Source organism: Bradyrhizobium sp. USDA 372 (genome assembly GCF_053629095.1).
This window is the reverse complement of sequence record NZ_JBRJHR010000001.1, coordinates 5,702,719-5,717,402: the sequence shown is the minus strand read 5'-3', so window position 1 is coordinate 5,717,402 and position 14,684 is coordinate 5,702,719. Positions and strand designations below refer to the sequence as shown.

The 14,684-nt window shown below is 66.2% G+C and carries 10 protein-coding genes; 8 read left to right on the top strand and 2 right to left on the bottom strand.

The genetic code is table 11. The features are described 5' to 3' along the window. The first annotated feature begins 357 nt into the window (after positions 1-357). From tkt to AB7M16_RS26660, 8 genes are all read left to right on the top strand, one after another. Positions 358-2,343, top strand: a complete 1,986-nt coding sequence (tkt, locus tag AB7M16_RS26695) for a transketolase (protein ID WP_453945530.1) — start codon at positions 358-360, stop codon at positions 2,341-2,343. Positions 2,344-2,491: 148 nt separating this feature from the next. Further along, positions 2,492-3,499 carry a type I glyceraldehyde-3-phosphate dehydrogenase gene (gene gap / locus AB7M16_RS26690; protein ID WP_172784841.1) on the top strand — a complete coding sequence of 336 codons (1,008 nt, stop codon included), beginning with the start codon at positions 2,492-2,494 and terminating at the stop codon, positions 3,497-3,499. 147 nt (positions 3,500-3,646) lie between these two features. After that, positions 3,647-4,843, top strand: coding sequence for a phosphoglycerate kinase (locus AB7M16_RS26685; protein ID WP_453945529.1), 1,197 nt, complete (start codon positions 3,647-3,649; stop codon positions 4,841-4,843). Between the two features lie 40 nt (positions 4,844-4,883). Continuing rightward, positions 4,884-5,951, top strand: a complete 1,068-nt coding sequence (fba, locus tag AB7M16_RS26680; RefSeq protein WP_025034030.1) for a class II fructose-bisphosphate aldolase — start codon at positions 4,884-4,886, stop codon at positions 5,949-5,951. A 284-nt stretch (positions 5,952-6,235) separates the two neighbouring features. Next, positions 6,236-7,261 (top strand): class I fructose-bisphosphate aldolase, encoded by a 1,026-nt coding sequence (locus tag AB7M16_RS26675; RefSeq protein WP_453945528.1) that lies wholly within the window; start codon positions 6,236-6,238, stop codon positions 7,259-7,261. Positions 7,262-7,264: 3 nt separating this feature from the next. Next, positions 7,265-7,969, top strand: coding sequence for a thiamine phosphate synthase (locus tag AB7M16_RS26670; RefSeq protein WP_453945527.1), 705 nt, complete (start codon positions 7,265-7,267; stop codon positions 7,967-7,969). Positions 7,970-7,977: 8 nt separating this feature from the next. Beyond that, positions 7,978-9,051 (top strand): tetratricopeptide repeat protein, encoded by a 1,074-nt coding sequence (locus tag AB7M16_RS26665; RefSeq protein ID WP_453945526.1) that lies wholly within the window; start codon positions 7,978-7,980, stop codon positions 9,049-9,051. Between the two features lie 85 nt (positions 9,052-9,136). Continuing rightward, positions 9,137-9,922: an inositol monophosphatase family protein gene (locus AB7M16_RS26660; RefSeq protein ID WP_260382070.1), complete on the top strand. Its 786-nt coding sequence runs from the start codon at positions 9,137-9,139 to the stop codon at positions 9,920-9,922. A 117-nt stretch (positions 9,923-10,039) separates the two neighbouring features. On the opposite strand, the gene AB7M16_RS26655 is transcribed toward AB7M16_RS26660, so the two are convergent. Further along, positions 10,040-13,201 carry a multidrug efflux RND transporter permease subunit gene (locus tag AB7M16_RS26655; RefSeq protein WP_172784848.1) on the bottom strand — a complete coding sequence of 1,054 codons (3,162 nt, stop codon included), beginning with the start codon at positions 13,199-13,201 and terminating at the stop codon, positions 10,040-10,042. Between the two features lie 158 nt (positions 13,202-13,359). Further along, a complete protein-coding gene (locus tag AB7M16_RS26650; RefSeq protein WP_212254202.1) occupies positions 13,360-14,553 on the bottom strand; it encodes an efflux RND transporter periplasmic adaptor subunit in 1,194 nt (397 codons plus the stop codon). Positions 14,554-14,684 lie beyond the last annotated feature (131 nt).

Here is a 14,684-nt window from a genome sequence, read left to right as displayed (position 1 = left end):
AACCTGGCGGCCTTTGCCCAGTGGCCTTTCCCTGGAGCTTGCCGTCCGGCAAAAGACTCGGTTCGGCAAGCGGTTAGAAGCAGAAATTTACGTGGCAAGCTAGCCAAGCGCAACGCCGCCGCAAAACTATGCACCGATCTATCGGGATGACGTCGTGCTGATCCGTCCATTCCGCCCGGCGCGATCCGAGCGGAAACCGATGTCCACACGGGCAACTTTTGCGGCCAAACCGGCGTTTGATTGCCTTGGACTCCCGGAACCGAGGTGCTATCCCAGCCCCGACCTTCAGTGGCCGCCAGGCTCCTCCCCGCGCGGGCAACCATCGCCAAGCGCCTCTTTTCAGACGGATTTTCAGACATGACGCAGGTCGATCACACCCGTATGGCCAACGCGATCCGCGGCCTTTCGATGGACGCTGTCGAGAAGGCGAAATCGGGCCATCCCGGCCTGCCGATGGGCGCCGCCGACATCGCCACCGTGCTGTTCACGCAGTTCCTGAAATTCGATGCCGCCGCGCCCGCCTGGCCGGACCGCGACCGCTTCGTGCTCTCGGCCGGACACGGCTCGATGCTGCTCTATTCGCTGCTGTATCTCACCGGCAATGCCGAGATGACGCTGGACCAGATCAAGCAGTTCCGCCAGGTCGACTCGCTGACCCCCGGCCACCCCGAGAACTTCCGCACCAACGGCATCGAGACCACCACCGGCCCGCTCGGCCAGGGCATCTCGACCGCGGTCGGCATGGCGCTGGCCGAGAAGATGCTGGCGGCCGAGTTCGGCAAGAAGATCGTCGACCACCACACCTATGTGCTCGCCTCCGACGGCGACCTGATGGAAGGCGTGTCGCAGGAAGCGATCGCGATGGCCGGGCACTGGAAGCTCAACAAGCTGATCGTGCTCTACGACGACAACGGCATCTCGATCGACGGCCCGACCTCGATCGCCGATTCCGTCGACCAGGTGAAGCGCTTCAAGTCGGCGGGCTGGGCTGCCGAGAAGATCGACGGCCAGGACCAGGCCGCGATCGCCGACGCCATCACGCGCGCGAAGAAATCCAGCAAGCCGACGCTGATCGCCTGCCGCACCACGATCGGCTTCGGCGCGCCGAACAAGGCCGGCACCTCCAAGGTGCACGGCGAGGCGCTCGGGGCCGACGAGCTCAAGGCCGCCAAGGAAAATCTCGGCATCGCGCTCGAGCCGTTCGCGGTCGCCGACGACGTGCTGAAGGCCTGGCGCGCAGCCGGCAGCCGCGGCGCGGCCGCACGGCAGGAATGGGAAGCGCGGCTCGGCGAGCTCGGCAGCCGCAAGCGCGCCGAGTTCGAGCGCCGCCTGCGTCATGAGCGTCCGGCCTCGCTGGCAAAGGCGCTGAAGGCGCACAAGAAGGAGCTGCTGGAGAAGCCGCTGACCGCGGCGACGCGCAAATCGTCGGAAGCGGCGATCGAAGCGATCGCAGCCGCGATGCCGATGGAATTCCTCGCCGGCTCGGCCGACCTCACCGGCTCCAACAACAACAAGGCGAAGTCGGCGACCGCCTTCTCGGCCAAGACGCCGAAGGGCCGCTTCATCCATTACGGCATCCGCGAGCACGGCATGGCCGCAGCGATGAACGGAATTTTCCTGCATGGCGGCTTCGCGCCGAATGGCGCGACCTTCCTGGTGTTCACCGATTACGCGCGGCCTGCAATGCGCCTTGCCGCCTTGATGGGCTCCGGCGTCGTTTACGTCATGACCCATGACTCGATCGGCCTCGGCGAAGACGGCCCGACCCATCAGCCGGTCGAGCATCTCGCTGCGCTCAGAGCCATTCCCAACATGCGCGTGTTCCGTCCCTGCGATGCGATGGAAGTCGCCGAGTGCTGGGAGCTCGCGCTCAACCGCGTCGACGGCCCGACCGTGCTGGCGCTGACGCGGCAGAACCTGCCGCAGCTGCGGACCACCGCACCGAACGATAACCCTTGCGCGGCCGGTGCCTATGAACTGGTCGCCGCCCAGGGCGAAGCCAAGGCGACGCTGTTCGCCTCCGGCTCCGAGGTCGAGATCGCGGTTGCGGCCCAGAAGCAGCTGGCGGAACGCGGCGTCGCCTCGCGCGTTGTCTCCGTTCCCTCGCTCGAGCTGTTGTTAGCGCAACCAGAGGCGAAGCGCGCCGCCATCATCGGCGACGCGCCGGTGAAGATTGCGATCGAGGCCGCGGTGCGCTGGGGCTGGGATGCCGTGATCGGCCAGGATGGCGAATTCATCGGCATGCATTCGTTCGGCGAAAGCGGCCCCGCAAAGGAGCTTTACAAGCATTTCGGCATTACCGCCGAGGCCGCGGTTAACGCTGTGCTGAAGCGCGTTTCCTGAGAGTTGAGCTTGCCGCAAAAAAGGACTACCTAATCTCCCATATGATCAAGCACCGCCCGGCCGAACCGGGCGTCCGCCCCTAAAAAACCCTCGCAGGCGCGTATAGCGCGTTGTGCGGGATGACAACGGTCATTGAAGGAGACGAAACATGGTAGTCCGCGTCGGAATTAACGGTTTTGGCCGCATCGGCCGCAACGTCCTGCGGGCTATCGCCGAGTCAGGCCGCAAGGATATCGAGGTCGTCGGCATCAACGACCTCGGCCCGGTCGAGACCAACGCCCATCTCCTCCGCTTCGACAGCGTCCATGGCCGCTTCCCCGGCACCGTCACCGTCGATGGCGATTCCATCAGCCTCGGCAACGGCAAGATCAAGGTGACCGCCGAGCGCGATCCCTCGAAGCTGCCCTGGAAGGATCTCGGCGTCGACATCGCGCTGGAATGCACCGGCATCTTCACCTCGAAGGACAAGGCTAGCGCGCATCTGACCGCCGGCGCCAAGCGCGTGCTGGTCTCCGCCCCCGCCGACGGCGCCGACGCCACCATCGTCTACGGCGTCAACCACGACACGCTGACCAAGGATCATCTGGTCGTCTCCAACGGCAGCTGCACCACCAACTGCCTTGCGCCGGTTGCCAAGGTGCTGAACGATCTCGTCGGCATCGAGACTGGCTTCATGACCACGATCCACGCCTATACCGGCGACCAGCCGACGCTGGACACGCTGCACAAGGATCTCTACCGCGGCCGCGCCGCTGCGATGTCGATGATCCCAACCTCGACCGGTGCCGCGAAAGCGATCGGCCTCGTGCTGCCCGAGCTGAAGGGCAAGCTCGACGGCGTCGCGATCCGCGTGCCGACCCCGAACGTCTCGGTCGTCGACCTCAAGATCGTCGCCAAGCGCTCAACCGACGCCAAGGAAGTCAACGCGGCGATGAAGCGCGCCAGCGAGCAGCAGCTCAAGGGCATCCTCGGCTACACCAGCGCGCCCAACGTCTCGATCGACTTCAACCACGATCCGCACTCCTCGACCTTCCACGAGGACCAGACCAAGGTGCAGAACGGCACGCTGGTGCGCGTGATGTCCTGGTACGACAACGAGTGGGGCTTCTCGAACCGCATGGCGGACACCGCCGTCGCGCTGGCGAAGGTGATCTGATCGGGGTCTCGTGTCCCGGCTGCGGTGCAGCGCGCAAGCGCTGCTCCGCAAAGCCGGGACCCATTCAACCGCGGGACTCGCTGTCATGTGGGTCCCGGTTCTGCAGCGCATCGCTCCGCTGCTATCGCAGCGCCCGGGACAAGAGAGATGACCAACAAATTCCGCACCCTCGATGACGTCGACGTGAAGGGCAAGCGCGTGCTGCTGCGCGTCGACCTCAACGTGCCCATGGAGAACGGGCGCGTCACCGACGCCACCCGGCTCGAGCGCGTTGCGCCGACCATCACCGAGATCGCGGACAAGGGCGGCAAGGTCATCCTGCTCGCGCATTTCGGCCGGCCGAAGGGCCGCGACGCCAAGGACTCGCTGAGGCCCGTCGCCGAGGCGCTGGCGAAGGTGGTGAAGAAGCCCGTTGCGTTTGCCGAGGATTGCATCGGCGAGCCCGCGGCCAAGGCGGTTGCAGCCCTGAACGACGGCGACATTCTCTGTCTCGAAAACACCCGCTTCCACAAGGAAGAGGAAAAGAACGATCCGGCCTTCGTCGCGGAACTGGCAAAACTCGGCGACATCTGGGTCAATGACGCGTTCTCGGCCGCGCACCGCGCCCACGCCTCGACCGAAGGCCTCGGCCACAAGCTGCCGGCCTATGCCGGCCGCACCATGCAGGCCGAGCTGGACGCGCTGGAGAAGGCGCTGGGCTCGCCGACCAAGCCTGTCATCGCCATCATCGGCGGCGCCAAGGTCTCGACCAAGATCGACCTCTTGGAAAACCTCGTGACCAAGGTCGACGCGCTCGTGATCGGCGGCGGCATGGCCAACACCTTCCTGCACGCGCAGGGCGTTGCGGTCGGCAAGTCGCTGGCCGAGAAGGATCTCGCACCGACCGCGCTGCGCATCATGGAGAAGGCTGAAGCCGCCAATTGCGCCATCATCCTCCCTGTCGACGCCACCGTCGCCTACCACTTCGCCGCCAACGCGCCGTCGCATGCCTATGGGCTCGACGCGATCCCGACCGACGGCATGATCCTCGACGTCGGCCCGCAATCGATTGCGCGCGTCCACGCCGCGATCGACGATGCGGCGACGCTGGTCTGGAACGGACCGCTGGGCGCGTTCGAGATGCAGCCGTTCGACCGCGGCACGGTCGCGGCCGCCAAGCACGCCGCCGAGCGCACCAAGGCCAAGAAGCTGATCTCGATCGCGGGCGGCGGCGACACCGTCGCCGCGCTCAACCAGGCCCATGTGGCCGGTGACTTCACCTATGTGTCGACCGCCGGTGGCGCGTTCCTTGAATGGATGGAAGGCAAGCCCCTGCCCGGCGTTGAAGTTCTGCGTAGCAAGTAATCAAGCGGCCCTTGCAGGCCCCAACGGGAGACAAAGACAGATGGCTCGGATCACGTTACGTCAATTGCTCGACCACGCGGCGGAGAACGATTACGGCGTACCGGCCTTCAACATCAACAACATGGAGCAGGCGCTGGCGATCATGGACGCGGCCAACCAGGTCGATGCGCCCGTCATCATCCAGGCCTCGCGCGGTGCGCGCTCCTACGCCAACGACGTCATGCTCAAGCACATGATGGACGCGGTGACCGAAATCTATCCGCACATTCCGGTCTGCGTGCATCTCGACCACGGCAACGAGCCGGCGACCTGCATGACCGCGATCCAGGCCGGCTTCACCTCGGTGATGATGGACGGCTCGCTCAAGGCCGACGGCAAGACCCCCGGCGACTGGGGCTACAATGTCGGCGTCACCAAGACCGTGACCGACATGGCCCATCTCGGCGGCATCTCGGTCGAGGGTGAGCTCGGGGTGCTCGGCTCGCTCGAAACCGGCATGGGCGACAAGGAAGACGGCCACGGCGCCGAAGGCAAGCTCAGCCACGACCAGCTCCTGACCAATCCGGACGAGGCCGTGAAGTTCGTGCAGGAGACCAAGGTCGACGCGCTCGCGATCGCGATGGGCACCTCGCACGGTGCTTACAAATTCACCCGCAAGCCCGACGGCGACATCCTCGCCATGAACGTGATCGAGGAGATCCACCGCAAGCTGCCGAACACGCATCTCGTCATGCACGGCTCCTCCTCGGTGCCGCAGGACCTGCAGGACATCATCAACGCCTATGGCGGCAAGATGAAGCCGACCTGGGGCGTGCCGGTGGCCGAGATCCAGCGCGGCATCAAGAACGGCGTGCGCAAGATCAACATCGACACCGACAACCGCATGGCCATGACCGGCCAGATCCGCAAAGTGCTGAAGGACAACCCGGAAGAGTTCGATCCGCGCAAGTACCTGAAGCCGGCGATGGAGGCGATGACCAAGCTGTGCAAGCAGCGCCTGCAGGAGTTCAACACCGCGGGCCAGGCCTCCAAGATCAAGAAGGTGCTGACCACCGCCGAGATGGCCAAGCGCTACGCCAAGGGCGAGCTGGATCCCAAGGTGGCTTGAGGGCCACGTTGCACGCTCTCTCGTCCCCCTCGCCCCGCTCTTGCGGGGAGAGGGCGGGGTGAGGGGCTGTTTCCGCATAATTGGTGACAGACGGACTCGCGGAGAGTCCCCCTCACCCGGATTTTACGCTGCGCGCAAAATCCGGCCTCTCCCCGCAGGCGAGGAGAGGCGAAGCCCCCCGCCTCCCGCCCCCCTTTACCCTGCGACGAACGATAACTCGGCAATTGCCCGAGAACGGTCTATTTTCACGGGCAAGGGCAGAATCGTTTTGGGAGGACCTCTCGATGAATCTGACTGAGCTCAACAGAATCGCGACCGCCATGGTCGCGCCGGGCAAGGGCATCCTTGCCGCCGACGAATCCTCCGGCACCATCAAGAAGCGCTTTGACGCCATCGGCGTGGAATCGACGGAAGAGAACCGCCGCGACTATCGCGAGATGCTGTTTCGCTCCAAGGACGCCATGAGCCAATACATCTCTGGCGTGATCCTCTATGACGAGACGATCTGGCAGAATGCCAAGGACGGCACGCCGCTGGTCAAGCTGATCGAGCAGGCTGGCGCCATCCCCGGCATCAAGGTCGACGAAGGCACGCAAGGCTTACCGATGTGCCCGGGTGAAACAGTCACCGTCGGGCTCGACAAGCTCGCCGAGCGCCTGAAGAAATATTACGAGCGCGGCGCGCGCTTCGCCAAATGGCGCGCGGTGATCGACATCGGCAGCGGCATCCCCTCGATGACCGCGATCAGCGTCAACGCCCACGCGCTGGCGCGCTATGCCGCGCTGTGCCAGGCCGCGCAGATCGTGCCGATCGTCGAGCCGGAGGTACTGATGGACGGCGACCACGACATCGAGCGCTGCTATGAGGTGACGCAACGCGTGCTCAACAAGACCTTCCAGGAGCTGCGCGTGCAGCGCGTCGCGCTGGAAGGCATGGTGCTGAAGCCGAACATGGCGATCTCTGGCAAGAAATGCGCAAAGCAGGCCTCCGTCGAGGAGGTCGCGGAGAAGACGATCCGGCTGCTGAAGGCCTGCGTGCCGGCGGCGGTGCCAGGCATCGCCTTCCTCTCCGGCGGCCAGTCGGACGAGGAGGCAACCGCGCATCTCAACGCCATGCACAAGCTCGGTCCGCTGCCCTGGGACCTGACCTTCTCCTATGGCCGCGCGCTGCAGGCCGCGCCGCAGAAGGCCTGGGCCGGGAGGCCTGAGAACGTCGCGGCCGGCCAGCGCGCCTTCAGCCATCGCGCGCGCATGAACGGCCTCGCCTCCAAGGGCGAATGGCAAAGCAGCCTGGAACAGAAGGCAGCCTAGACCTTGTCGAACAAACCGCTTCCGCCGCGCCCGGCGCCGCGTCTCTATCTCGCGACGCCCGTCGTCGACGATCCCGCGACGCTGGTCGCCGCGCTGCCCGAGCTGATCGCGTCCGCCGACGTCGCCGCCGTGCTGCTGCGGCTGAAGGAGACAGATCAGCGCAGCATGACCTCGCGCGTCAAGGCATTGGCGCCGCTGGTGCAGAAGGCGGGCGCGGCACTCCTCGTCGACGGCCATCCCGAGATCGTCGCGCGCGGCGGCGCCGACGGCGCGCACCTGCCCGGCATCGCCGCGCTGAAGGAGGCGCTGCCGTCGCTCAAGCCAGATCGCATCGCCGGTGTCGGCGGGCTGACGACGCGGCACCATTCCATGGATGCGGGCGAGATGGGCGCGGATTACGTGCTGTTCGGCGAGCCCGATGCGAAAGGCCAGCGTCCCTCGGCGCAGGCGATCGCCGAGCGGCTGGACTGGTGGGCCGAGCTGTTCGAGCCGCCCTGCGTCGGCTTCGCCATTTCGCTGGACGAGGCCCACGATTTCGCCCTTAGCGGCGCCGATTTCGTGCTGGTCGGCGACTTCATCTGGGCCGATCCGCGCGGGCCCAAGGCCGCGCTGATCGAGGCCGACGCCGCGATCAAGAAGGCCCATGCGACGGCGCTGGCCGGCCAAGATCCTGCGAGCCAAGATCCTGCGCGCCAGGAGCACGGCTAGCGCCCGACATGAAGCTCCCGTGCATCACCATGCTGGCCACGCTGCTGCTGACAGTGCCCGCGGCCGCGCAGCTGCAGATCACCCCGCCGGCGACGACGCCGAGCGCACCGGCAGAGAAGCAGAAGCCGAAGCCGCCCGCGCCGGCCAAGAAGAAGGAGGCCGCGCCGGCGCCGAAGCCCTCTTCATCTCCAAAGCCGTCCGCCTCGCCCAAGCCGGCAACCGTGATCCCCGCGCCGCCGTCCGACGATCCCAACGTCGATCTGGTGTTCGGCGCCTATCAGCGCGGCCAATACAAGACGGCGTTCGAGCTCGCCACCGCCCGGGCGCAAGGGGGCGATGCCAAGGCGATGACCATGCTCGGCGAGCTCTATTCCAACGCCATGGGCATAAGGCGCGATTACGCCAAAGCGGCCGAATGGTACAAGCGCGCCGCCGATTCCGGCGATCGCGAGGCGATGTTCGCGCTCGCCATGCTGCGCATTTCCGGTCGCGGCGGCCCGGTCGACAAAAGCGAGGCGGTCAAGCTGATGGCCTCCGCCGCCAAGCTCGGCGAGCCCAAGGCGGCCTATAACCTCGCTTTGCTCTATCTGGACGGCCAGACGCTGCCGCAGGACATCAGGCGTTCGGCGGAGCTGCTGCGCCAGGCCGCCGATGCAGGCCTGCCCGAAGCGCAATACGCGCTCGCGACCTTCTACAAGGAAGGCACCGGCGTGCCGAAGGACCCCGAACGCGCGGTGCGGCTGCTCCAGGCCGCCTCGCTCGCCGACAATGTCGATGCCGAGGTCGAATATGCCATCGCGATGTTCAACGGCACCGGCACGCCGAAGAACCAGCCGGCCGCCGTCGCCCTGCTCCGCAAGGCCTCCCGCCAGGGCAGCGCGATCGCGCAGAACCGCCTCGCATGGGTGCTGATCAACGGCGTGGGCACGCCCGTGGACAAGATCGAGGGCTTCAAATGGCACCTGGTGGCCAAGACATCAGGCAAGGGCGACCCCGAGCTCGACAAGCAGCTCTCCGATCTGCCGGCCGATGACCGCGCCAAGGCCGAGGCCGCCGCCAGGAAGTGGCTCGGGTCCAAATGACTTGACGCGGGGCCCCTCACGGGGCACCCAGTCCCCCAAACAGGCGTGTTTCCGCGCCCCTCTCCCCGATCAAGACCAGAAGCACATGCTGTATTCCGCCACTATCAACGTCATGGTCAAGGCCGCGCGCCGCGCCGGCCGCAGCCTCAAGCGCGATCTCGGCGAGATCGAGCATCTCCAGGTCTCGCTGAAGGGGCCGGCCAATTTCGTCTCGCTCGCCGACAAACGCGCCGAGGAGATCCTCTACCAGGACCTCGCCAAGGCCCGGCCCGGCTACGGCTTCATCGGCGAGGAAGGGGGACAGCGCGAGGGCACCGACAAGAGCCACACCTGGATCGTCGATCCCTTGGACGGCACCACCAACTTCCTGCACGGCATCCCGCAATTTGCGATCTCGATCGGCCTTGCCCGCGAAGGCACCGTAATCGCCGGCGTGATCTACAACCCCGCCAATGACGAGCTCTACATCGCCGAGCGCGGCAAGGGCGCCTTCCTCAACGACCAGCGCCTGCGCGTCGCCGGCCGCCGCCAGCTGAGCGAATGCGTGGTCGCCTGCGGCCTGCCCCATATCGGCCGCGGCGATCACGAGGAATTCCGCCGCGAGATGACCGCGATCCAGGACCGCGTCGCCGGCCTCCGCCGCTTCGGCGCCGCCTCGCTCGATCTCGCCTTCGTCGCCGCCGGCCGCCTCGACGGCTATTGGGAGCGCGATTTGCAATCCTGGGATATCGCCGCCGGTATGCTGATGGTGCGCGAAGCCGGCGGCACCGTGAGCGATATCGCCACGCCGGGCGACCCGCTGGTCACGGGGCACGTCGTGTGCGGCAATGAGTACGTGCACGGGGAGCTGGTGAGGATCTTGCGGAGGTAATCTCCGCTCGTCATTCCGGGACGCGCCTCTCGGCGCGGGCCCGGAATCCATTCATCGACTGTGATTGCGGCTTGATGGATTCCGGGCTCGCGCTACGCGCGCCCCGGAATGACAGCTTCAGTGGCCCTGCGACGCTGGCGCCGGCCGGCCGTGCGCTTCAGCTTCCCGCGCCGGCGCTGGCTCGCGATCCCCCGCCAGCACGCGCTGCACGGAGACGAAGAACACCGGCACCATCAACAGCGCCAGAATCACCACGGCGATCATGCCGCCCATCACGACTGAGCCGAGCGCCTGCTGGCTGGCGCCGCCGGCGCCGTGGGCGATGGCCATCGGCAGCACGCCGCAGATGAAGGCGAGGCCGGTCATCAGGATCGGGCGGAAGCGCAGGCGGCAGGCCTCGATGGTGGCTTCGACCAGCGGCTTGCCTTCCTTCCGCAGGTCTTTGGCGAACTCGATGATCAGGATCGCGTCCTTGGCCGCAAGGCCGATGATGGTGATCAGGCCGACAGTGAAATAGACGTCGTTGGGCAGGCTCCGCAGCGTCGCAGCCGCGACCGCGCCGACGATGCCGAGCGGCACGGTGAGCAGCACCGCGAGCGGAATGGTCCAGCTCTCGTAGAGCGCGGCGAGGCACAGGAACACCACGAACACCGACAGTGCGAGCAGGAACGGCGCCTGCGAGCCCGACAGCTTTTCCTGCAGCGACTGTCCGGTCCATTCATAGCCGAAGCCGCGCGGCAAGCGGCCGGCAAGCCGCTCCATTTCCGAAATGGCGTCGCCCGAGGTGAAGCCGGGCCTGGCTTCACCGGAGATGCGCACCGCCGGATAATAGTTGAAGCCGGCGATCTGCGTCGGGCCTCGCGCCCATTCCACCGTGGCAAAGGACGAGAACGGCACCAGCTGGCCGCGACTGTTCTTGACGTTGTAATTGAGGATGTCCTCGGTCCGCATGCGGTCGCGCGCGTCCGCCTGCACCACGACGCGCTGCATGCGGCCGCGGTTCGGGAAGTCGTTGATGTAGTTCGAGCCGAGATTGGTCGAGATGGTATTGTTGATGTCCTCGAAGGTGACGCCGAACGCGCCGGCCTTCTCGCGGTCGATCATGAGATTGACCACGCCCGCCTCGGGCAGGCCCTCGATATAGACCTTCTGCAGCACCGGGCTGGCATTGGCCTCCGCGATCAGCTGGTCGGCGGCGCGCATCAATTGCTGATAGCCCTTCTGGCCGCGGTCCTGGAGGCGGAACGAGAAGCCGGAGGAGTTGCCGAGATTGTCGATCGGCGGCGGCTGCAGCGCCGAGATCTTTGCGTCGCGGATCGACGAGCCCAGGTCGCGGTTGATGTCGTTGACGATCGCAGCAGCGGAATCCTTAGGCCCGCGCTCCGACCAGTCCTTCAGCGTGATGAAGGCCTGCGCGGTGTTCATGCCCTGGCCGGAGAAGCTGAAGCCGGTGAGGAAGGTGACGTTGTCGACGCCCGGCCGCTGCGCCAGATATTTCTCCACCTTCTCGATCACGGCTTCCGTGCGGGCGTAGGACGAATCCGACGGCGTCTGCACGTCGGTGGTGACGAAGCCCTGGTCGTCGACCGGCAGGAAGCCGCCGGGCAGGTTGACGAAGGCCCAGGACAGGCCGACCAGCAGCGCGGCATAGACCAGCATCAGGCGGCCGGTGCGGTTCAGCGAGAAGCCGACGGTGCGCGAATAGCGCTCCTTGCCGCCTTCGAGCATGCGGTTGAACCAGCCGAACACGCCTCTCTTCGCATGACCGTGGCCGGCCTCGACGGGCTTGAGCAGGGTCGCACACAGCGCCGGCGTCAACGACAGCGCCAGGAAGGCGGAGAAGCCGATCGCGGCGACCATGGTGACCGAGAACTGGCGGTAGATGATGCCGACCGAGCCCGGGAAGAACGCCATCGGCACGAACACCGCCATCAGCACCAGGGTGATGCCGATGATGGCGCCGGTGATCTGCGACATGGCTTTGCGCGTCGCTTCCTTCGGCGGCAGGCCCTCCTCGGCCATGATGCGCTCGACGTTCTCGACCACCACGATGGCGTCGTCGACGAGGATGCCGACCGCGAGCACCATGCCGAACATCGAGAGCATGTTGATGGAGTAGCCGGCGAGCAGCAGCGTGGAGCACGCGCCGAGCAACGCCACCGGCACCACGATGGTCGGAATGATGGTGTAACGGATGTTCTGGAGAAATAAGAACATCACCACGAACACCAGCACCACGGCCTCGACCAGCGTCGACAGCACCTTCTTGATCGAGGCCTCGACCACGGGCGTGATGTTGTAGGGGATCTCGTAGCTGATGTTGGCCGGGAAGAAGCGCGACAGCTCCTTCATCTTGGCTTCGACCGCGCTCGCGGTGGCCAGCGCGTTGCCGGTCGGCGACATCAGCACCGAAAGACCGGCGGTCGGCTTGCCGTCGAGGCGCGTGTTGAACTGGTAGCTGAGGCCGCCGACCTCGACGCGCGCGACGTCGCGCAGGCGCACGGTCGAGCCGTCGGCATTGGCGCGCAGGATGATGGCGCCGAACTCGTCCGGCGACGACAGCTGGCCCTTGACCAGCACCAACGCCGAGGTGCGCTGGTTCGACGTCGACGGTTCGGCGCCGATGCTGCCGGAGGCGACCTGCGCGTTCTGCGCGGTGATGGCCTTGTTGACATCGTCGGCGGTCAGCCCGTAGCCGACGAGTTTTGCGGGATCGACCCAGACACGAAGACTGCGCTCGGTCGAATAGAGCGTGGCGCGGCCGACGCCGGGAATGCGGCGGATCTCGCCGAGCACGTTGCGGATCATGAAGTCGCCGAGGCCGACTTCATCCAGGCTGCCGTCGGTCGAGTTCAGCGTGATGATCTGCAGCACCGCGCTGGAGGCTTCCTCGATCAGGATGCCCTGCTGCATCACCGCGCGCGGCAGGCGCGCCTCGACCCGCTTGATGCGGTTCTGCACCTCGACCGAGGCGGCGCTGGTATCGGTGCCCGGCTGGAAGTTGGCGATGATCTCGACCTGGCCGAGCGAGTCGCTGGTCGATTCGAAGTTGAGGATGTTGGCTGCGCCGTTGAGCTCCTCCTCGATCAGCCGCGTGACGCTGTTGTAGAGGTTTTCAGGCGAGGCGCCGGGATAGCTGGTCGAGACCGAGATCGAAGGCGGCGCGATGATCGGATATTGCGCGATCGGCAGCAGCGGCACCGCGATCGCACCGATCAAGCAGATGAACAGCGCAACCACCCAGGCGAAGATCGGCCTGTCGATGAAGAAACTCGGCATTGGCCGTTTATCCTCGTTGTTTCGTTAGATCCTCATGGTGAGGAGCGCGGAACGCGCGTCTCGAACCATGAAGGCCCGGCTCTTTCCCGGCCATCCTTCGAGACGCCCGCTTCCAGCGGGCTCCTCAGGATGAGGACGACACTTGCAAAGCCGCCCGGTTACCGCGTGAGCTTAAGGGCGTGCCGGTTGTCCGCGGTCGCGTCCGCCTCGGACCAGGATTGCGGCTGGACCTTGTCGCCGGCCGCGAATTTCTGGAAGCCTTCGACCACGACCTTGTCGCCGGCCTTCAGGCCTTCGGTGACGAACCAGAGGCCGTCCTGCACCGATCCGGTGCGCACCGGCTGCACCGCGATGTGGTTGTCGTCCTTGACCACGAATACCTCGCTGCCGCCGCCGCCGTTGCGCTGGATCGCCTGCTGCGGCACCGCGATCGCGTCGGAATCGAGACCCTGGTCGATCCGGACCCGCACATACATGCCCGGCAGCAGCTCGCGCTTGGGATTGCGGAACTCGCCGCGCAACGTCACCTGGCCGGTGTGGGCGTCGACCTTGGCGTCGGAGAACAGCAGCTTGCCGTCGAGCGAATAGATGGTGTTGTCGTCGAGCACGAGGCGCACCTTGGCGGCATCGGCGGCGATGCGCTCCAGGTCGCCGGTCTCGAAGGCACGGCGGAGCTGGTTGAGCTCAGTCACCGACTGGGTGAAGTCGGCATAGATCGGATCGAGCTGCTGGATGGTGGCGAGATTGGTCTCGTTCTGCACGGCGAGCGCGCCCTCGCTGACGAGGGCCGCACCGACCACGCCGTCGATCGGCGCGCGAACGGTGGCATAGTCGAGATTGAGCTTGGCCCGCGCGAGCTCGGCCTTGCGGCCCTCGACCTCGGCATGGGCCTGGCGTTCGGCCGCGATCGCCTTCTCGTTCTCGGCTTCGGGGGCGGCGCGATCCCTGGTCAGGGTGGCGATACGATGCGCCTGTTGCCTGGCCTGCATCAATGCGGCTTCGGACTTGGCCAGCGCGGCCTCATTCGCCATCACCTCGACCTCGAACGGGCGCGGATCGATGCGGTAGAGCGGATCGCCGGCCTTCACCTCGCTGCCCTGGCGGAACAGGCGCTCGACCACGATGCCGGACACGCGCGGCCGCACGTCGGAGACCCGCGTCGGCGCGATCCGGCCCGGCAGCTCGCGCACCACGGCGCGCGCCTGCGGCTTGACGACGACGATGCTGACGTCAGGAGCGGGCGGCTGGGCGGCGGACACCGCGGAGCTGGATTCGTCGCAGCCTGCCAGAAGCGGCGCAAGGGCCGCGAGCATCATTGCAACGCATGCCGATCGCGCGCGAAGTCCGGACATGAAGTGGGGTGCCCCGATATTGTTGAAACTGATCGTGCTCGCGCGTGGCCCGTTCTGGATCTTTTACACGCGGCTGATGCCGCCAAAATAGAATGCATCTGCTGCGATGCAACGCATGGCGCGGGCGGCTC